Below are 19,330 nucleotides of genomic sequence, written 5' to 3' on the forward strand. Positions count from 1 at the left end.
ATGGAAAGAGGAATGTCTGGTTGCGGTACTAGTGTGGCAGGTTCGTACATTAATCGTTCCAAGCGTGGATAATCCGCTCCACCAATAAGAGCGCTCGCGAGATGGTGTCTTCGCGATCGTTGGCCGAGAACGCCGCTATGGTCGCTTCTAGCAATGCTCCATAAACCATGCGTGCACTCAGCGGTTCAAGCCCGCGTGCGACCATCGGCTCGACAAAATGTGCAAGTTCGATGTCGCGCCAGGTTTGGATACCCAGCACTGCGGGCGCATCTCTAATCGTGATGCTGAAAATTTCGGGATCCAGTGCCGTCCGAAAATAATGCTCCAGCTCCTCGCGTAAATCCCTGTCGTCTCCCCAATCGCGAAAGCTGCTGAGTACATTTTCCACGACCGCCTCGAACAAATCCTTTTTTCCGTCGAAATGATAATTGAGCGCACCCCGAGACACTTCGGCGGCAGCGCATATTTCGGCCTGCGACGTGGCGCTGTATCCCTGCCTGCCAAAAAGATGGCGGGCCTCTTTGATGAGGCGCGCGCGCATGGCTGCGCTCTTCTGTTTCTGTATCTGCGAAGGCATCATGAGAGAATAGGAGGTCGACTGAGACTTGCAAACATACACATTGTATGTTTATAGGATGTATGACGTATAAGCGATTAAAACTTCTTCGGTCAGGCGGTGGATTCCGCAATGCGGATGGCATTCCGATCCGCACGGATACACAACCTCCTGTGCTTCTTTACTGGCTTTTGGGACCGGGCTTGATCGCGTTTGTCTATCATGCGTCGGTCGGCGCTATCCCAGGTATCGGGCCTTATCTGTCACTCGCCATTGGCTTCGCTACCCTCACGCTTTGCGAGCGGACCTGGCCGGCGCGCCTCGAATGGAAACAAAATGCGCGCGAGTGGCTTCAGGTCGTCGCGATGTTTGCCATCGTTGCTGCATCGCTGGCACTGGTCGAATTTGGCGCGCTGTTTTTCCCGGCAAACTGGTTCGACCATACGCGTTCGTTTGCCGCGATATACTGGCCATCCGATTGGCCGATGACCGTGCAGGTCGCGCTGGGTTTCGCGCTCATTCAGCTAATCGCTTATTGGTCGCATCGCCTGCAGCATGAAATCGGCTTGTTGTGGCGAATATTCGGGCATGGCACCCATCATACTTATACGAAACTGAGCGCTATGAACTGGAACACGACGCACCCGTTCGAGGCAGTCCCGCTGGTCGCGCCTGCGATTATTCTTTCCATCGTGTTTGGCCTGACCGACGTTGCAGTGGCTGCGGCAAGCCTGGTGATGATTATCTCTGCGACCGCCCATGCGAACTTGCGTCTTAACGAGCGACTGGTCGGGCTCGTACTCACGACCAACAGCCAGCATATGCAGCATCACTCTTCGGTATTCGCCGAAAGCCAGACCAATTACAGCTGCGCTATGACATTGTGGGACCGGATCTTTGGCACATTCTCCGAGCGCGACACGACTGCTCTTGGCGATCCGATGGATGGCGAAAGAACGCTTTGGAAACGGTTGACCGTTCCTTTACGCTGAGCGCCCGCCTTCAGATGTAACGCGATGACGCCCGAATTTCCGAATTTCAGGGCTGCGCCTTGGAGCCGGAATCAACGCTCCGAAAGCGCACTTTGTCAGTAGACCGAATCCGGAAAGAGGCTGATCGACCAGCTATGGCCGACCTTAAAAAACCGGTTATGGTAGACGAAGTGGCTGCCACCATGTCCTCACCATTGACCGCGCCCAATAACGGGTTGGGCGCCCATCGTTTTAGCCACGGGGCTGCCAGCGTGAAATCGGTGAAGTCCAGGTGACTGGCGCCTGCGATTTCGCGATAGAGCACGTTGTTTGGGAATGAGCTGCCCCGTTCCCGGTACATTGATCCGTTGAGCGGCGGAACCTCGCCGCGGTCGGACATGAGCACCAGAAGCGGCTTGGGATAGGAACGCTCGAAGAAGTCGCCAAATTGGAACCCGTCGAGATTGACTGCGCCAGCACATATGGAAAGTTCGGCGCAGGCTTGTGCGGCGACCGCTCCGCCGAGCGACATGCCGACAATAAAAACACGCGATGTATCCAGGTGGCCTGCGAAGCCGTCCACCTCCTCGCGCGCGATGACATCGGCAAGCAGCCGGACATCGGCAACCTGATGACGAAGCGTCGCATCGGCACCGCGCATTTCTTCCAAAGCTTCGCCGATCGCGGCGCGCTGTGCCTTCACGTTTGTGGCAGTCGTAGCGCGGGTAAGCGCCTCGACACCCTTCTCATCTGCCAACAGGCTGTCGTTGTTGAAGGCGGCGATCCGGCTGTCTGGATATTCGAGCGCGCTGGCATCGCCGGGCGAGCCGATTGCAAGGACGACGAAGCCTTGGCTGGCAAGATCTTGGGCCAAGACGCTGCTTTGCGTGGTGAACGATCGGAAGCCTGGCACGAAGATTACAATGGGTGCGCGCTCGATGTCTTGCCAGATCGGCGCATCGACGACGCTCGCCGTTCCGATCAATTGCAGGTGCTGGAAGATAAAGGTTGGCGTCGCGCCGGACACCATACCATCGGCGACACCCTTGCTCATGAGTTGCGCTGTTTCGCGGTCGGCGTCAGCCCTTGATGCCGGGTACCAAGCGCGTATCGCCAGTTCGCGTTGGCCGGAAGGAGCGCCTCCCACCGGGTCCGGACGGTCCGGATCGACAAGTGCGATGCTCCGCGTACCGACTGGCATTTCACCTACCGGTTCCGGGACGGTGAACATCGGAAACAGGAGCGGCGGCAGGAGAGCGAGCGCAAATAGTGAAGCGGCACCGGTGGCGGCCAGGGCAGAGCACCACCGCGGCCGATCCGGCGCGCCCCGCGACAACCGCAGCACGGCAGTCAGCAACGCCAGGACGGCCAGCCCAAGCGGCGCATAGAGCTGCCAGCGCATCGGCTCGACGGCGAGCACGAGCATAATGGCGGCGACCAAGACGACTACGGCAGCGACAAGCCAAGCCTTGCGAGAGCGGCGGACCATGCTTCGCGCGCCGAAAAGCGACAGGGCGCTGGCGAATGCCAGGAGAAGAATGGCTAAGGTCATCAGGTAGCTTTCAGGTCCAGCAGATGCGGGGGCGGCGGATCAGCGTTAATCGGCCAGACATCGCTATCGCGCTTTGTGAATGGCAACCGGTCGTATTGCGGCGAGATCGCGCCTGGCGTAGCAACGTAAATGACCCGGCGGGCAATTGGGGCGAAGCGGGAATGGAAGTGCTGCGTGGATTTCACCGCGACCACATGCATCGTTTCGACGTCCACCCCTAGCCCCACGAACGCGTCGGGCGCAAAAACCTGCGCGCGAACCGAACAGATCGCGATAAAAATCCCGCCTGCGTCAACGAGGGCGGTGCGTCCCAGATGCACGCGCGAACCGCCTAGCCCGGTCTGCCAGTGGTCTTGCTCCAGAGCAATGACCCGAACCTTGACCGGAAGACTGGGTCCGCTCGCGATCCCGTGCTTCCCGCCCAGTTCCAGCCGCGCGCTGGCGCCGTTGCCTGCGGCGAAACACCGCTCGACCGATTGCGGATCAAAATAGCAGCCAATAATCGCATTCGACATGCCACGCTCGAGCATGGCTTGGAGCAGGAAGGTGGAATCCGAAGGAGCCCCGCCGCCTGCATTATCCGCCATGTCGGCAAGGACGATCGGACCTTCCGCAACCTTCGCAGCCTCGTCCAAAGCTTGTTCAATAGAATGATAACGGCTCGACACAGCCTCGCGCTGGGAATGGAAGCGTCTGGCGATGTAGAGTGCCGCCGCTTTCGCGCTGCCAGGATTACCATTGGCATAGACTAGTGCGCGCGCGCCGGCGTCTTCCACATCGCCCCATGGAAACCCATGAACGAGTGAGGCGGTTAGGATGTCAGGTCGCTTCTCCAGCTCGGTCAGCTCGTTCACGATCGAGGCCATTGCGGGGCCGGTCGTGGGCCAGAGCCCGATAAGGCGGCAATCGGCAACGGCTGCAGCCGGACTGATCCTGTGGCTCGCCACGTCGGAGGTGAGGCGAAACAGTTCTGCGGCGCGCTCCACGATATCGTCATGCGGGTAATGCTTATAAGAGATTATTAGATCAGCGGATCGCACCATGGCGGGTGTCAAATGGGCATGCAGGTCGAGCAAAGCGCCAACGGCGACATCCGGTCCGGTAATTTCTCTTATCGCCTGCAGCAAATCGCCTTCGCAATCGTCCAGGCCCTCGGCCACCATTGCGCCATGGAGGTTGAGCAGGACGAGATCGACCTCTCCAGCCCGTTGCAGATCGTCGAGGATCGCGGCCCGAAAAGCTTCGTAGCAATCCCTGTTCGTCGGTCCGGCAGGCTGCGCGAACGCGGCAAGGCTTTCTACCGTTGTCCAAGCCTTATCGTCCGCAAGCGCGCGCCAATGGGACATCGCCAACAGGTGCAGCGCATCGGGCGCGCGCCGCGTCCCGTCACCGTAGTACAGGCCCTGTTCCTCGAACGCACCAAGGTCGGTCTTGATGGGGGAGAAGGTATTGGTCTCCGTCATCAGACCAGCGATAAACACCGCGCGGTTTGTCATGCCGCCGCCCGAAGGGCCGGGCGGCATGGTTTCACGGCGCGCGCCAGCCTGCGGTCTGCCTCGTCGAGCGGGTCCCCCAGCAGCATGCGCGCGCCTAAATCCGAAAGAGCTGGCGCCATTTGTATTCCATAGCCGCCCTGTCCCGCGAACCAGAAGAAACCCTCGACCTGCGGGTCGAAACCGACCACCGGCGTCTTATCTGCGGTGAAGGTTCGCAAACCTGCCCAACTGCTTTCGATCCGGCGTACAGGGAAGTCGAGCAGACCTTGCATACGGTCGATGGCGATGGCGATATCGATCTCTTCGGGTACGGCGTCGCATGGATCGGACGGATGCTCATCGGCGGGCGAACAGAGCAACTTCCCGCTTTCAGGCTTGAAGTAGAACTTCTCGTCTATGTCGATCACCGCCGGCCATCCGGAGATGTCTTGCGGGTTCCTGCCCACCGGCGGATCGACCAACGCCACCGTCCGGCGATGCGGTATCAGCCTCCGCGGATCCGCCCCACATTCAGCAGCCAGACTGTCGGCCCACGCTCCACCTGCGTTCACCACCACGGCGCAGGAAATTTCTTCATCCCCGACTGTTACGAGCCAACTGTTACCAGTCTGCTCGATAACAGGCCTCTTACCCACAAAGAACGCTACGCCGCGTTCCTTGGCGCAGCGTAGATAGCCTTGGTGCAGACCGTCTACATCAATATCCATGGATTGCGGCTCGAACAAACCGAACGCCAGGACATCCGACCTCAGCGCAGGAATCAACTCCGCCATGCGATCGGGACTTAAAGTTTGCAATTCTATCTCGCGCTGGCAAGCATTCGCAACCAGGTGGTCAGCCGCTGACATTTGGTCCGGTCGAACCGAATAGAGGCATCCGCGGCGATGCAAGAGAGGCCGCAAGAAACCTCGCGGCGGGTTTTCGAAAAACGCTCGGCCCCTACTTGTGATCTCGCACACCGTGCTGTTACCATAAAGTTCGGTATAAAGTGCCGCCGACCGTCCGGTCGTATGATAACCGGGCGCAGCTTCCATCTCGATCAGGGCGACCCGTTTGGTTTGTGCGAGCGCAGATGCGATGGACGCGCCTGCCATGCCAGCACCAATTACCACGATGTCAAAATTAAGAGCCACTCGCCAGCATCCATTCCGTCAGTCGCCGAATACCCTACGATGTTTCCTAAACGAAACAAGCGGCAATCTAAATGGGGGGACGCAGCAGAGCCGCCTTAATCGCTCAAGTTTTTCCGATTTGGCAGATCAAGGGCTCGCTCCAGCGTTTCGGCGGGTGCGCTTACAACAGCGAGGGTGCGGCAAACACCTTCGCCAGCGTTGATATAAGCGTGACCCATGGCGCTATCGAGATAAACGGACTGTCCCTCTTCCAAAACCGAAGACTCATACAGTTCCGTCTGAACTTCAAGACGCCCTTTTAGAACGTAAAGAAACTCCTCACCCTCGTGATACACGAAATCTCCAAACTCTTTCCTGCTGCGAGCTTTGTGCTCGACGATAAGCGGGACCATCTTCTTGTTCAAAATTTCCGTATTCAGGTAATGATAGGTATAGTTCGGTGTATCGATTACACCGGATCGCGGATCTCCTAGGTCAATACTGCGCCGGCCGGCAAATGCACGATCGACAGGAGTTTTCTCAAAAAACGTGGCGATATCGACGCTGAGACCGCCAGCAAGAGCTGCAAGCTTGTCGTAAGTAAGCGACAGGCGTCCGTTCTCCGCTTTAGACAGAGCCGATGTGGAAATACCGGTTTTCCTGGCAACATCGGCCAAGCTCCACCCATTGGTTTTGCGTAGCGCGCGCAAGGCGACTGCAAGTGGGTTTGTCTCGGTACCGATAGCGGCCCCCATTCTCATAATCCTGTTTCAGCTCGTGATTGGCGCATTTCAAGCACGAAAGCCACAACCAAGCGGTCATTGGAAAGTTTCCTATAGACAACACTGTCCATTATGCGAAACATACAAGTGAGCTATGGGAGAGGATGATGACTCGTTTCGCTAACAGCTGCCTGTATGGGGCGGCGTCGCTGATCGCGCTTTCGGTAACTTCGCCAGTCGTTGCGCAAAGTGTGTCACCGGGGGAAAGCGCATCGGACGGGCAGATTGCGCCTGAAGATCGCGTAATCGTCGTCACGGCGCAAAAACGGGAGCAGGATTTAACTGAAGTTCCAAGCTCGATCACCGTGCTGGATGGCGAGGCGCTCGAAAATATCGGCGCCGTCAATTTCGAAGATTATGCAAAATACATTCCAGGCCTTGGTTCCTCGTCCCAGGGCGGACCCGGTCAGCGGCAGCTCATTCTGCGTGGTGTCAATGCGGGAGACGACCCGGCGTCGACCGTCGGTGTGTATGTCGACGAAGCGCCGGTCGGTTCTTCGACCTCGCTTGCTACAGGTGGTCGCTTAGGGTTTGAGCTGGTTCCGTTCGATATCGAGAGGATCGAGGTGCTGAGGGGCCCGCAAGGGACGATCTACGGCGCCAGCACGCTCGGCGGCTTGCTGAAATACGTGACCCGTGCGCCCGATGTTGATGCGTTCGAAGGGCGCGTCGAAGCCGACATTTTCGCAGTGGACGGCGGCGATCTCAACTATGGTGTGAAGGGTGCGGTCAACGTGCCGATAGCGGGGGTCGCGGGGCTTCGGTTCACCGGCTTCTATGCGGAGGACGGCGGCTTCGTAGACAACGTTTTTACAGGCCGGGATAATATCAACAGCAACCAACGCTATGGCGGGCGGGCGCAGCTTCTAATCGAACCGGGCCCCAATATCTCCTTGCGCGCCGCGGCCCTGTACCAGCGGACCGAACAGGACGATAGCGCGCTTGTGCGGTATGATTTCGCTACGGGGAACCCTGTCTATGGTGAGCTCGAGAACGACCGCACTGTCGCGGCAGAACTTACGCAGGACTTTCAGCAATATTCGCTGACCGCGGATTTCGACTTCGGCTTTGCCACGCTGACGTCGGTTTCCGCCTATTCCGAACTCGAAACACCTGCAATCGGCGATGCCACCGCCAGTTTCGGCGCTCCATTTGGCTCGACCGCTGTTGCTCTGCTGCGGGAAGCGGAAACCGAGAAATTCGTGCAAGAGCTTCGGCTCACGTCAGCTTCACGTGACGAGGGCATGCCGCTGGAATGGCAGGTAGGGCTATTCTATACCGAAGAGGACAGCCGCAACGATCAGGTCCTGACAGTTCGCGATGGGCCATTCGTGCCATTGAACCCGACGGCTGTGGTAGAACTCCCGACGAGTTACGAGGAGTTTGCCGTCTTTGCCAATACGACGCTCTTCTTCGGCGAGCGCGTGTCCCTCAATCTTGGATTACGTATAGCGGAAAACGAACAGTTCTTTAGCCAGAGCACCAGCGGCCCCGCCGTGGGCCTGCCGCCGGGCGTAGTGTCGACAGTGACCAACGAATCGAACGACGACAGCGCGACCTATGTCGTCGCTCCTAGTTGGCAGATTACCGAGGATGTCACGCTGTATGCGCGCGCAGCGTCCGGCTATCGTCCGGGCGGCCCAAATGCGATTTTGCCGAACCCGGCCAATCCAGGCGAAAGTCTGGTGCCGTTGACCTTCGACCCGGACACACTGTGGAATTACGAGGCCGGAATTAAGGGCAATTTCGGACGCTCGGGCACATTCGGTGTCGCAGCCTTCCGTATCGACTGGGACGATATCCAGATCATTCAGATCGTCAACGGCGCGACGTTTCGCGGAAATGGTGAAAGCGCGCGCAGTGAAGGTGTCGAGGCGGAGGTCGCATTCGAGCCGCTCGATGGGCTGACGCTTGGCGGCAATGTGGTATATACCAACGCAGTGCTTACGGATGATACCAGTCTGGTGGTCGGCGGACAGGATGGCGATCGTCTGCCGCTAGTCCCGAAATGGACCGCCACGAGCTTCGCGGATTACACCTTTCCGCTTTCCGGCGACGTTTTCGGCAATGTCGGAGCAACGATCAGCTACGCGGGCGATAGGGAATCAGGCTTTCCGGCCAGTTTGGCGAACCCGTCATTCACACTGGACGATTATCTGACGGTCGATTTGCGCGCGAGCGTGAACTTCGGTGCCTTGCGAGTGGCTGCGTTCGCGAAGAACCTGACGAACGAGATCCCGCAACTCGGCGCAACCAATGTCGGCGGACGGCTTGACGTCGCAGTCGGGCGGCCACGTTCCTTTGGCCTGTTGGTCGGGGCCGACTTCTGAGCGGCGTTACAATCGCCTCTCCGGCAACAAGCGGGTCGGACCTGGATCAAGATGTCTATGTCCGGCCCGCTTACGCTTGGTATGCGCTGGCTCTGTTCGTCCTGACGATCCTGCTGGCCTTCATCGACAAGCAGATCATCTCGCTGCTGGTCGAACCGCTGCAAACTTCTCTCGATATTTCCGACACGAAGATAGGCGTCCTTCAGGGTCTTGCCTTCTCCCTCTTTGCCGCAGTGGCAGCCCTGCCGCTCGGTAGGCTGGTCGATCGGACCAATCGGGTGCGGATGCTGATTGTCTGCATGCTCATCTGGTCGTCGATGACCGTGCTGTGCGGCTTCGCGCAGAATTTCAACCAGTTGTTCGCTTTTCGGGTGGGGGTCGGCATTGGAGAGGCGGCGATCATGCCGCTCATCTATTCCCTCCTGGCCGATTTCTTCCCGCGCGAGAAGCGGGCAACCGCCATGCTGGTGTTCTACCTGACGGTGGTTGTCTGTGCGAGCCTCTCGGTCAGCCTTGGCGGCCTTGCGCTCGGCGCACTTGCATCAGGCGCGATCATCTTTCCGCCCCCCCTAGCTGATTTTGAGGATTGGCGCGCAGCCTTCATCATCGTCGGCGTGCCCGGGCCGGTTGCTGCCCTGCTGATCGGCCTGACTTTGCGCGAGCCCCAACGGCACGATCTGGTGTTACGGGATGGTTCGGGCCTTAGCGTCAAGCAAGTCGTGGCGTACCTTTTCGAGAACAAGATGCTGTTCGGGCCGCTGGTATTCGGTTCGGCCGCCGCGCTTGCGGTCGGCAATGCGATCAACAGCTGGCACCCCACAATCATGATCCGCGAGTTCGGCTGGCCAGCATCGCAGGCCGGAATTCGCTATGGCCTTGCCGCAGCGATTTGCGCCGGCATCGCTGTGCCAATCGCGATCGTTTTCGAAAAGCGGCTGCGCGCCCGCAATGCTGGACTGGTCGCGTCAATCCTGCCCGCAGGTGCTGCGCTTTCGCTGGTCGTTGTCCTTGCCCTGCCATGGCTTGCCGGTGCGAATATCGCGTTGATTGCGGGCGCAGCCCAGCTGTTCGGACTGTTTTGGATCGTCGCCCTAAGCCCTGTTCTCATTCAGGAAATTGCACCGAACGAAATGCGCGGTCAGATCCTGGCCCTTGCAACCTTGATATCAACGATCCTTCAAGGATTTAGTCCGGTCGTGACAGGTCTTTTTTCCGATCTGTTCTTCGACGGAGAACGCGCTTTGAGCTACTCCGTCACTGCTACCGCGCTACCGATCCTTGTCGTGGCAATTCTTCTCTATCTGCCGATGCAAGCGCGTTTTGCGCGGAAGGTCGGCAGCTGATGGACAAAGATCTGGTACGCAGTGCCGTGGACTCATTCGTCGGCAGCCTTAACCTTGCTGGAAAGCCAGGTGTTTCCATGGCCTTGGCACAGGGCGGAAAGGTGATCACCAAGGCGTGCGGCGGCATGCTTCACCCCGAACATGGCGGTGCCATAACCGACCAAACCCCATTTCGGATCGGCTCGACAAGCAAGCAATTCACGGCGGCTGCGGCGCTACTGCTGGAGCGTGATGGACTTCTAGACCTCGATGCATCGATCCGTGACCAAATACCCGAACTGCCCAAACTGCTATCGAAAGTTCGTTTAAGGCATATGCTGAGTTGCACGTCCGGAATGCACGACGAACTCGATATGTGGCTATTCGCAAACGGCCTTTCGTTCATGCCGCAGCGTGAAGGATTCGCGCAGGCATTCGCGCGCGACACGTTCAATTTCCCAGCGGGTTCGCATTTCTGCTACAACAATACCGGGTTTGCGCTGGCCTCTCTGGCGATGGAACGCGCGACTGGTTTGGGCTTCGATGACATTCTGCGTGAGTATCTTTTCGGACCCGCCGGATTGCGAGCTACAAGCCTGGTGGCCCGAGATGATGACCTTCCAGCGCATTGCGCGCGCACCGCACTGCCATCGCCCACCGGCTTTACGCTCGCTCGTTTTCCAGCAGAAATCACGGGCGAAGGTGGGCTCATCTCGACGCCCTCCGATCTGCTGCGCTGGAACCGATGGCTGCAGAATATCGATCAGAGGCAGATATATGCACGTATGAGTTCTGCCACCCCATTAAAAGGTGGCGGATCGAGTGCCTACGGCCTTGGACTGATCAAGGCTTCGTTCCGCGGCGTTACGCGGGTCCACCATCCGGGCGGGGTGATCGGCGGCTCTGCCCAGTTGGTGTCTTACCCCGATGCCGATTGCACCATAGCCGTGGCGAGCAACAACGGCGCGATCGCCGCTCCGGACCTGGCCGATCGGTTGGCCGAGCAGCTGGGCATTCTCCCGCCTGCGCCGTTGCCTGCCGAAAGCGGGCCGACCGGCCAATTTTACGATGATGCAATGGGGCGGGGTTTCTCGCTCAATCCAGGCGAGCTCGATCTGCACGTACAGCGCCTGCCGCTATATAAGCAGGGCGATGCCACAGTCGCTGCCGACAGCGCAGGCATGGGCCGTCTCGCCTTCGAATGTGATGGCCAGGAGGTCTGGCTGCACGAACATGGCCAGACCAGGCGGCTCGATCCGATTGCGGGCGATGCAGCTATGGAGTTGCCAGCTTCGCCATTTTGTTACCGCAACACCAGACTTTCATTCGAAGGCAGGCAACTGCTTGTGGAGGGCGGTAGCGGTTCTGTACGGTATGATTTGCGGCCGATGGGCCAAGACACCTACGCTGCAGTTCCGACCCTGCCAGTTCCGCTTCTTGCGACCGTAAAAGCCGAGAGCGAAGGATTGCGCGTGTCCACCCTGCGCAACTGGAACATGCGCTGCGATGGTGCGTGCTGAAGTCGATGTCCATGCTCGACAAAGCGTACAATATCGACGATCTGCGGCGCCTGGCAAAGCGGCGTCTGCCGCGGGCGATGTTCGACTATATCGATGGTGGCGCCGAAGACGAAGCCACGATGCACGCGAACCGCAGGGACTTCGCTTCAGTGTCGCTCGTGCCGCACCAACTCGTGGACGTGTCCGAGGTCGATCTCTCGACCGAGGCTTTCGGGGCCAAGCTTTCCATACCTTTCATGATATCACCTACCGGCATGTCGGCGATGTTTCATCCCGATGCCGAATCCGCCGTAGCGGCGGCCGCGGCGAAGGCGGGCACGCTTTATTCGCTTTCCACGATGGGATCGACCAGTATCGAAGATGTTGCCGCCCGCTCCTGCGGGCCGAAGGCGTTCCAAATCTATGCCTTTCGCGACCGCGATCTGACGTCGGAGTTTATCGAGCGCGCTCGCAAAGCAAAATACGATGCGCTCATCCTGACCGTAGACGTACCCGTCGCGGGCAATCGCGAACGCGACCTGCGCAATGGAATGACATTGCCGCCTGCGCTTGGCCTGATGGGCGTTTTAGACGTATTGCGACACTGGCGCTGGGCACTCGATTATGCGCGTGCGCCGCGCATGACGCTGGCCAACGTCGCCCACCGTATCGACGAGGCTAATGCAGATATATCTACCCTGAGCGGATACATCACCAAACAGTTCAGCCCGGCGATGACATGGGCGGATGCTCGCTCGATAGCCGACGAATGGGGCGGACCGTTCGCGATAAAGGGGATATTGCATCCCGACGATGCGCGTGCAGCGCTGGACAGCGGGGCGAGCGCCGTCATCGTGAGCAATCACGGCGGGCGGCAGCTGGATGGCGCGATTTCGTCGATTGCAGCGCTCCCCGCGATTGCTAATGCCGTCGGCTCGCAAGGCGAGGTCTTTCTCGATGGCGGCATCCGCCGTGGTAGCGATATCGTGAAAGCATTCGCGCTTGGGGCCAAGGGTTGCTTTGTTGGGCGGCCCTATCTCTACGGGCTGGGCGCGGCCGGCGGGCACGGTGTGGACAAGGCCTTAGAAATCCTCACCACCGAAACACGCCGGGTGCTGGCGTTGACCGGACGCTCTTCAATCAAGGAGATCGACGGTTCGGAGTTGGCGGACCACCGCGACTGATTATCATCTCAGCACCACATTGCCGGTCCAGTTCCCCATAGCGCCGCTCCAGCCGCGCATAGGTTCTCCACCACATACCTTCAGGGCGGCGTATAGGCTGCTCCCAGCCTATACGCCATCCCAGACGCTCTTGGCGCCTGAGAAGCGCTTCAAAGGGTTTCTCTTAGGGCGCACTGCGCTGTGACTGATATCCGATCCAGCGCGCATTGCGGCTGGCAAAAGTTACATACCCCTCTGGACAACAAAGCTTGCCGACCCGTTCGCCGCTAAGGGGCAATGCATCCACCAGCGTCGCCCGCCAAAATGCGGAACGGTATAGCTTAGCGAAACACGCTGGACGTAATCGCGCTTAGCGGCTTCACAGGTCGACGCAATGAAGCGCGGTTCCAGCACTGTCTGTCAGCGGTTTGCTGTACGGCTGCCGGCCTGATCCATAACTGCCCACTAGCCCACTCGGTAGTCGTGAGCCATTTTGATCAATTGGCATAGCGTTGCTTCATGCTTCTTGATATCCGCCGCTTTCAATCGAATACGATATAACCCCCAACGCTGGTTATATTCGAGCGTCTCCAGTTCGGCCTCTTCAATCATTGCATCGACTTCTTCTGACTTTGGAAGCTTGGCTTCCCAAACCAAAAATTGCTTTTTCGGCCGAAACGATATGAAGTTATAAGCTTGACCATGGCGAGACAAGCCGATGTAAAATTTGTTGTATTTCAATTCTAATTCTGGATCGAGCGCCTTTGCTAAGACAAGCATTTTGTCTGCTAGATCTACTGTAGCCGGTGTACCCTTGTCGTTCTCCCAGTAAGCGCGGTCAGTCGGTGCGCTGGCAGCATCCTCATCTTCATCGACCAAACCTCGTTCGAACTCATCCATCACCTTTGTAAATACTAGAGTGACATGCTCTCCAACTTGGAACGCCTGCATCTGGATAGCAACGAGCGGGATCGACCCATTAAAGAGCGATACAACATTCAAAAAGCGACTTGTGATGTCTTCAGCCACCAAAACTGCGCAGTGTTCATATTGGGGATACCTGCGGCGCTCGACATCCCAATATTCGATGGTCCGTATGATGTGCGTTTCATCAGTACCACCCAACTGCAGCTCAACCTCGAAACGCTTATAGGTTTCAGTATCCTGTAGCAGCAAATCCAGACGCCCTGCTTTCGGCTGTATCCGCTCCCGATCACGTAGGACGAGAGTTCCAAGCCCCAAAACAGAAGGATCATCCGCAATGATGTTTTGCACCCACTCTTCCGAAAATTGGGGATGGTTTCGCAAGGATATCTGCTTGGGTTTTGTGTAGCCGTTCGCCATTATCAAAAGTTCCTGAATAGGGGGCCAATCGCCGCAATTCTGGCGCGGCGGTTTGTGTCAATTAAGCGTTTGACCAAATCTTTGAGTTCCGTTGCGCGATTGGTTTTCCGGTAACCGAGTTCGGCTAAAACGAGTTGCAACTCATCATTGTCGGTTGTGCAACGCGTTACGTTCTCTTCAAGCTGCCCAATTGAATAATGGCGCATGGGCCTGCCAGCATCTCCGCCGCTGCGCTTCATGTAGCTCTATCCCTCGATTTCTGCATCCGGCTGGCCTGCCAGCAGGGCGTTGACCCATGACAGGGCCAGATCGCGGCTGCGGTAGGTGCCCCAGCGTTTGGTCTCTTCGCGCTCCACAATCGGGAAGGTGGAGTAGATGTAGCGGATGTCGTCGCGGGCCTGGGCCGCATCATGATCGGGCAGGTCGGGATCGAATATGCCGTAGAGGATGAAATACAGCGCATCGAGCTTGGCGCGCAGGGCCAGCCGCCGGTCCTCGTCCCATGCGAAGGGCGGCAGCACTTCCCCATCTGCATCCACATGGCCCATATCGCGGGCGAAGGGGGCCATGTCGTGCGCGGTATAGGTCAGCTCCAGCACCGCCTCCTGCACGATCTCGGCGGCAGTCTTGGGTCCGAGTGTAGGCAGCTGGCGGGATGACGGGGAGTTGTTCGACTATGTACCAGTTGAGGTTATTGCCTTGTACCTTTTGCCGCAGCACGAAATCAAAGGACACCGTATTGAGATTTGCGATGAATAAGGCCGACTGCTCAGCGGCTCCTTCGATCTTCATGATCGGAAGCGAGTTACCCGCACCCGAGTCTGGCACGATTGCCGCAATCATGGCGCGCATATTGGTAGATGAAGTCACATGCTTCATTCCGATGTGCCATAGCGCCCTTGGCTTCACTTCATCTGCTAGCACCCATGAGTTTGGCGTTGCTAGCCAAGCAGGATCTTGGTGTTCATCGAGCGTCGTATTGACGGGCTGATTTGGTCGGTTGGCATTTTCAGAATTGGTAATGACACTTGCCGCTCGGTGATCGAAGGCCTGCACCATCTTGCCTTCATACAACGGGACCCATTCGCCAGCCTCAGATTGCCAGCAATTGCCTCCGATGGGCCATGCACCTTCTGCGCCTTCAAGCTCCGCACGGGTCCGAAACAGGTGACTGTCGTTCGTCATGTCGAACATACGACGATATTTTACGAGCCAAGCCGCCACTGGCTCATCAGTGGACTTGTCCACCAATACCGGCACGCGGGCGTAGATGGCCGTCGTCAGTTCCATATCCCGGCGGGTGCGGAAGATCGGCGCGGTGCCGGTGTTGGGATTGACGCGGGCGAAGTCCTCCGCCGTAATCGGGAACGCCTGATCGGGGTTTGCGCGCTCCTCCACCGATTGCAGGAAGAACCCGCACTGCGTAGCATCGAATGTCCGTCCGGGACTGCCGATCATGGCGATGAATTTGAACCGGCTGTCCACGTCTGGGAAGAACGGTTCTAGCTTGTGGCGAGTGCGCCGGTTCTCAAAATCATACAGCGCTTTGATATGCCCGCCGGTCGCCACCTGCCGGAAGAACACGCTGGCGGACAGGTCGCTGGCGATCCCGCTGGGAGTTAGCAGGCCCACCATGCCGCCGGGCTTTACCAGCCGGTGCGCGCGTTCCACGAACAGGCTGTAAAGATTGATGTCGCCCCGCCCCAGCAGCGGATAATGCCCGCCATCCTTGGGTTTGCGCCGGGCGATCCGCAGCGTGTCTGCCGCGCGCCTGTCAGCCTTCAGGTAATCGCCATGCAGCGGGTCTTCGGCGACCTTCAGCGCGCCGATCATTTTCTTACGGTCGGATGCGCGTTGCGCTCTGGCGATTTCCGGCCGACGCGCGGCGAACCATTCGACCTGTTGCAGCTTGATCCGGTCCCACGGGGGATTGCCCACCACGGCGTCAAACCCGCCCTCCAGTTCGGCGCTGGCCCAGTTGGTCCACACGCCGGGAAAAGTGATCTGCCAGTTCAGGAACCGCTCTTCCTCGATCAGCGCGCGGGCCTCTGTCCATATTTCTGCGAAGCGTTCCACATCCTCTGCGCGCGCCTTGCCTTCTTCGGGGGACAGCCGGCCGCGGGCGATGTTCAGGGGGTCGCCAAACTGCCCGTCCAGCCACTGTGCCACCAGCGGCTTGTCATCGCCCTTCAGGTCCAGCCAGTCGAGCGCATGGATGAAGCTGACAAAGCCGTCCAGCGCGCCAGTTTGCGCTTCCACATCGCGCCACATTTCCGCGCTGCGATGGGCCTCGCCAATTTCCGCATCCGTCAGCGCTTCGATGGTCTGCATCGCCGCCGCCTGCCGCTGCGCATTGGCCAGCGGTTCGTGCAGGAACAGTTCGCCGCCTTTACCGGCCTTGTCGATGGCATCGCGCACCCACAGGCCGAACAGGCTGTCGCCGGCCGCCAAATGGTGATCGATGAAGCTGAGCGGCGCGCCCACGGTGAAGGTGTGCAGCCATAGCGAAACCTTGGCCAGTTCCACCGCCATCGGGTTCTTGTCCGCGCCATAGACGCAGCGTTTCAGCACCATGCGTTTGACCAGCTGGGGATCGTCCAGCTGTTCCTCGCTTACCGCCCAGCCCGCGCTTTCTGCATTGGCGCTGATGGTGCCGCGTATCCTGCGCACTTCCTCCGACACCGGGCTTTCATATTCCAGCCCCAGTTCCTGCATCGCCAGCGCCGCCGCCTCTGCCACCGCATCCAGCGCCAGATTGGTCAGCCTGTCGACCAGGCTGACCAGGAAATGGCCGGATCCCATTGCCGGATCGCATACCCGCAGCCGCGTGATGGCCTTTGCCGGGTCCGCCTGTTGCAGGCGCGCCAGCTTGTAATCTTCGCTGTCGCCGGGCTTCAGCCTGCCCAGTGCATCGGCAAAGGCGCGGTGCGCGTCGGTAACCAGCGGCTCCAGCGTTTCATCTAGGATCAGCAGCACCAGCTCGTCGGGCGTGTAATAGCTGCCGCTGTTCTTGCGGGCGAAGATGTTCGGGCGGATGTCCAGTTCGCCGTCATCGCCGCGCACCAGCTCGAATTCCAGCAACCGTTCGTAGATCGAACCCAGTTGCTGCACGGTCAGATCGCGGTAGTTGATATAGCGCCGCCGGCCGTCTCGCTGTTCGAAGGACAGGATGTCCAGCGCTTCTGCCATCACGTCATCGCCCAAACGAATATCGTTCAGCAGCGGCTGGGACGCGCTGAACAGCCCGCCATTATACGGCGGCAGGCCAACCGACGGGTCACCCTTGTCGATCATCTCCGACAGGCTGGAGAACCGCGCCCAGATCTGCCGCGCCACGCTGGAAAATGTGTCGCCGTCATCCTTGCGCCTGCCGACATCCAGCCGCGCCACGCGCAGGGCGTAATCGTCGAAGCGTGGGTCGCGCACAGGCAACAGGCCGCGATCCTCGGCATAGAGGATGAACAGCAGGCGATAGAGCAGGATGAGCGTGGCCTGCCTGATGTCGTCCAGCGAGGCATCATCCGGCGCGGCCCTAGCGACCGCCTTGCCCAGATCGGGATAAAGCCGATCAAACACGAGGTCGGACAGGCTCTTGGCCACGCGCTCTTCGTAAAATGCGGCATCCTTGCGGGCGCGTTCCAGGAAATTGGGCGCATCGGGTGCCGCGCGTTCAAATGCGGAACGGCTGAATAGAGTGGCGAAGACGCGCAGCCAGTGGTCGCGGTCCTCATCGGTAATCCCTGCATCCAGCAAATCCCCGTCCAGCCCCATGATGCGGGACAGGTCCAGTTCCAGATATTCGTCGATGGTGGAACGCGCGCCCGAATAGTAAATGCGCCAGCGCGCGCCATTGGTCAGAATGCCCCAGCGCAAGGCCCCGCTTGTCAGGTCATCAATTCGCCTCAGATAGCGCAGCAGCTGCGTCGAAGGGGTGTCGCGGTCTGCGCCCCGGCGGCCCTCTGCCCGGTCCAGCGCGCGGCCCCAGCGCTTGCTTTCGACCACTGCCGCGCCGAATTCGTAGCGTTTCCATTCTTCGGCATGGGTGTTGGCCTTTGCCTTCGCATCGGCATCGATGAACAGCAGGCCATCGGGCACATCCACCCGGCCTCTGTCGGAAAGGTTCTGCTGGGTGAGATAATCCGCCCAGCCAAGCGCCTCCAGCACGGGCCAGACCAGATCGGATTCCGTCGTCGCCTCATTGGGGCTGGTGCCGTGCGGGAAGCCATCCATGATTGCAGCGAGCGCCGCGCGCAGTTCGGCGGGATCAGTGTCCTGCCACGGACTGCTGCGGGTTATGCCCTCTTCCAGATAATCCAGATTGAAAAGCGCGCCAGCGGTGAAGAGAGTGGTATCGGTCACTTGAACCGGCTTATCGACCCGCCGCACGCACGCCAACATTTTCTCAAAATCATTTGCAGAGTTTATTGCGGTGGAACGGCGGGGCGCAAGACGGGCCGATCGCTGAATCTATTTATTGCTACTTTAGTAATCCCTCGCACGCGGGCAGAAAACGGTGTTAACTGTTACGCAGAGGATTGGGACCGCCATACAGTTTTGCGATGTTAAACAGCAAGGCACCCGCCGCCGCCCCTGCCACACGCCAGCACCCTTGCCTCATACGCGGCATGACTGCCCCCCACCATCCGCCTAAGCCTAGCGGACTTCCTAGCCGCTCCGGGGCGCGTTTAAGCATGTAGTGCAGCTTGCCCTTTAACTCAACTTCATACGCGGCTGGATTGTCCTGTACGGAACGTGCCGCTCCCAGCTTCTGGCTTTGCAACGTATCAGCCCAATAGCGTCCCGGCAAAATTCCTTTCACCCAGCGCAGGGGCATTGGCCGGAACAGTTGATCAAGCTCGGGCGGAACGTGCAGCAACAGGTGGCAATACTGGCCAAAACGCTTTCCGCATTCCTGCACCCAAGCCCCAGGCATTAATTGATCGCGCGCCGTTGACAAGTCACGCGCTAGCTTCACAAAATTACCTGTGGCCACGACACTGCCCTTTGCGTCGATACCGCCTTTGCCCCATGCAATCGTCGCAAACCGATTAAATGGCAGTCCAACCGCAAAAGGAGCGTCGCTTGCCCCTATCAGTTCGTAGCAGTCATGCTCGCTAAGCTACCAACTCTCACGATTGCGGCTGCCGCGCGCACCGCCCCGCTTAAGCAGCATCGGCTTGCTCGAATGTTCCGAAGAACCGTC

Annotated in this window: 15 protein-coding genes; 5 read left to right on the top strand and 10 right to left on the bottom strand. The window is 59.0% G+C overall.

The annotated features are described in order from the left end of the window. Window positions 1–49 precede the first annotated feature (49 nt). Window positions 50–541, bottom strand: a complete 492-nt coding sequence (locus HME9302_RS10260; protein ID WP_181815741.1) for a TetR/AcrR family transcriptional regulator — start codon at window positions 539–541, stop codon at window positions 50–52. A gap of 218 nt (window positions 542–759) precedes the next feature. Here HME9302_RS10260 and HME9302_RS10265 point away from each other — a divergent pair, with 218 nt between their 5' ends. Then, window positions 760–1,548, top strand: a complete 789-nt coding sequence (locus HME9302_RS10265) for a sterol desaturase family protein (protein ID WP_181815742.1) — start codon at window positions 760–762, stop codon at window positions 1,546–1,548. Between the two features lie 46 nt (window positions 1,549–1,594). Here HME9302_RS10265 and HME9302_RS10270 read toward each other — a convergent pair whose 3' ends face one another. The 4 genes from HME9302_RS10270 to HME9302_RS10285 all read right to left on the bottom strand — a co-directional run bounded on the left by HME9302_RS10270 (window position 1,595) and on the right by HME9302_RS10285 (window position 6,442). Then, window positions 1,595–3,079 carry an alpha/beta fold hydrolase gene (locus tag HME9302_RS10270; RefSeq protein ID WP_115366935.1) on the bottom strand — a complete coding sequence of 495 codons (1,485 nt, stop codon included), beginning with the start codon at window positions 3,077–3,079 and terminating at the stop codon, window positions 1,595–1,597. Further along, window positions 3,079–4,575, bottom strand: coding sequence for a M81 family metallopeptidase (locus HME9302_RS10275; RefSeq protein ID WP_181815743.1), 1,497 nt, complete (start codon window positions 4,573–4,575; stop codon window positions 3,079–3,081). Before HME9302_RS10275 ends, HME9302_RS10270 begins: the two co-directional genes overlap by 1 nt. After that, window positions 4,572–5,708 (bottom strand): NAD(P)/FAD-dependent oxidoreductase, encoded by a 1,137-nt coding sequence (locus HME9302_RS10280; protein WP_147270803.1) that lies wholly within the window; start codon window positions 5,706–5,708, stop codon window positions 4,572–4,574. The genes HME9302_RS10275 and HME9302_RS10280 overlap by 4 nt, the downstream gene beginning before the upstream one ends. Before the next feature lie 95 nt (window positions 5,709–5,803). Then, window positions 5,804–6,442, bottom strand: a complete 639-nt coding sequence (locus HME9302_RS10285) for a helix-turn-helix domain-containing protein (RefSeq protein ID WP_181815744.1) — start codon at window positions 6,440–6,442, stop codon at window positions 5,804–5,806. A gap of 134 nt (window positions 6,443–6,576) precedes the next feature. Between HME9302_RS10285 and HME9302_RS10290 the strand changes: the two genes are divergently transcribed. The 4 genes from HME9302_RS10290 (at window position 6,577) to HME9302_RS10305 (ending at window position 12,804) form a co-directional block, all read left to right on the top strand. After that, entirely contained in the window at window positions 6,577–8,799 is a 2,223-nt protein-coding gene (locus HME9302_RS10290; RefSeq protein ID WP_181815745.1) for a TonB-dependent receptor, read from the top strand. Window positions 8,800–8,909: 110 nt separating this feature from the next. After that, window positions 8,910–10,142, top strand: a complete 1,233-nt coding sequence (locus tag HME9302_RS10295) for an MFS transporter (protein WP_268243493.1) — start codon at window positions 8,910–8,912, stop codon at window positions 10,140–10,142. Continuing rightward, window positions 10,142–11,641, top strand: a complete 1,500-nt coding sequence (locus HME9302_RS10300) for a serine hydrolase domain-containing protein (RefSeq protein WP_115366941.1) — start codon at window positions 10,142–10,144, stop codon at window positions 11,639–11,641. Before HME9302_RS10295 ends, HME9302_RS10300 begins: the two co-directional genes overlap by 1 nt. 11 nt (window positions 11,642–11,652) lie before the next feature. Next, window positions 11,653–12,804, top strand: coding sequence for an alpha-hydroxy acid oxidase (locus HME9302_RS10305; protein WP_230079963.1), 1,152 nt, complete (start codon window positions 11,653–11,655; stop codon window positions 12,802–12,804). 444 nt (window positions 12,805–13,248) lie between these two features. Here the strand turns inward: HME9302_RS10305 and HME9302_RS10310 are convergent, their stop codons facing one another. From HME9302_RS10310 to HME9302_RS10325, 5 genes are all read right to left on the bottom strand, one after another. Continuing rightward, on the bottom strand, window positions 13,249–14,127 hold the full coding sequence (locus tag HME9302_RS10310; RefSeq protein ID WP_115366942.1) for a hypothetical protein: 879 nt from the start codon (window positions 14,125–14,127) through the stop codon (window positions 13,249–13,251). Between the two features lie 2 nt (window positions 14,128–14,129). Further along, window positions 14,130–14,366 (bottom strand): hypothetical protein, encoded by a 237-nt coding sequence (locus tag HME9302_RS10315; protein WP_115366943.1) that lies wholly within the window; start codon window positions 14,364–14,366, stop codon window positions 14,130–14,132. Window positions 14,367–14,372: 6 nt separating this feature from the next. After that, a complete protein-coding gene (locus HME9302_RS13440; RefSeq protein WP_230079964.1) occupies window positions 14,373–14,648 on the bottom strand; it encodes a hypothetical protein in 276 nt (91 codons plus the stop codon). Further along, window positions 14,536–18,486, bottom strand: coding sequence for a BREX-1 system adenine-specific DNA-methyltransferase PglX (locus HME9302_RS10320; RefSeq protein ID WP_230079965.1), 3,951 nt, complete (start codon window positions 18,484–18,486; stop codon window positions 14,536–14,538). The genes HME9302_RS13440 and HME9302_RS10320 overlap by 113 nt, the downstream gene beginning before the upstream one ends. A 157-nt stretch (window positions 18,487–18,643) precedes the next feature. Further along, on the bottom strand, window positions 18,644–19,120 hold the full coding sequence (locus tag HME9302_RS10325) for a hypothetical protein (RefSeq protein ID WP_147270804.1): 477 nt from the start codon (window positions 19,118–19,120) through the stop codon (window positions 18,644–18,646). Window positions 19,121–19,330: the final 210 nt, after the last annotated feature.

This window comes from Alteripontixanthobacter maritimus, from assembly GCF_003340475.1.
Classification (GTDB): Bacteria; Pseudomonadota; Alphaproteobacteria; order Sphingomonadales; family Sphingomonadaceae; genus Alteripontixanthobacter; species Alteripontixanthobacter maritimus.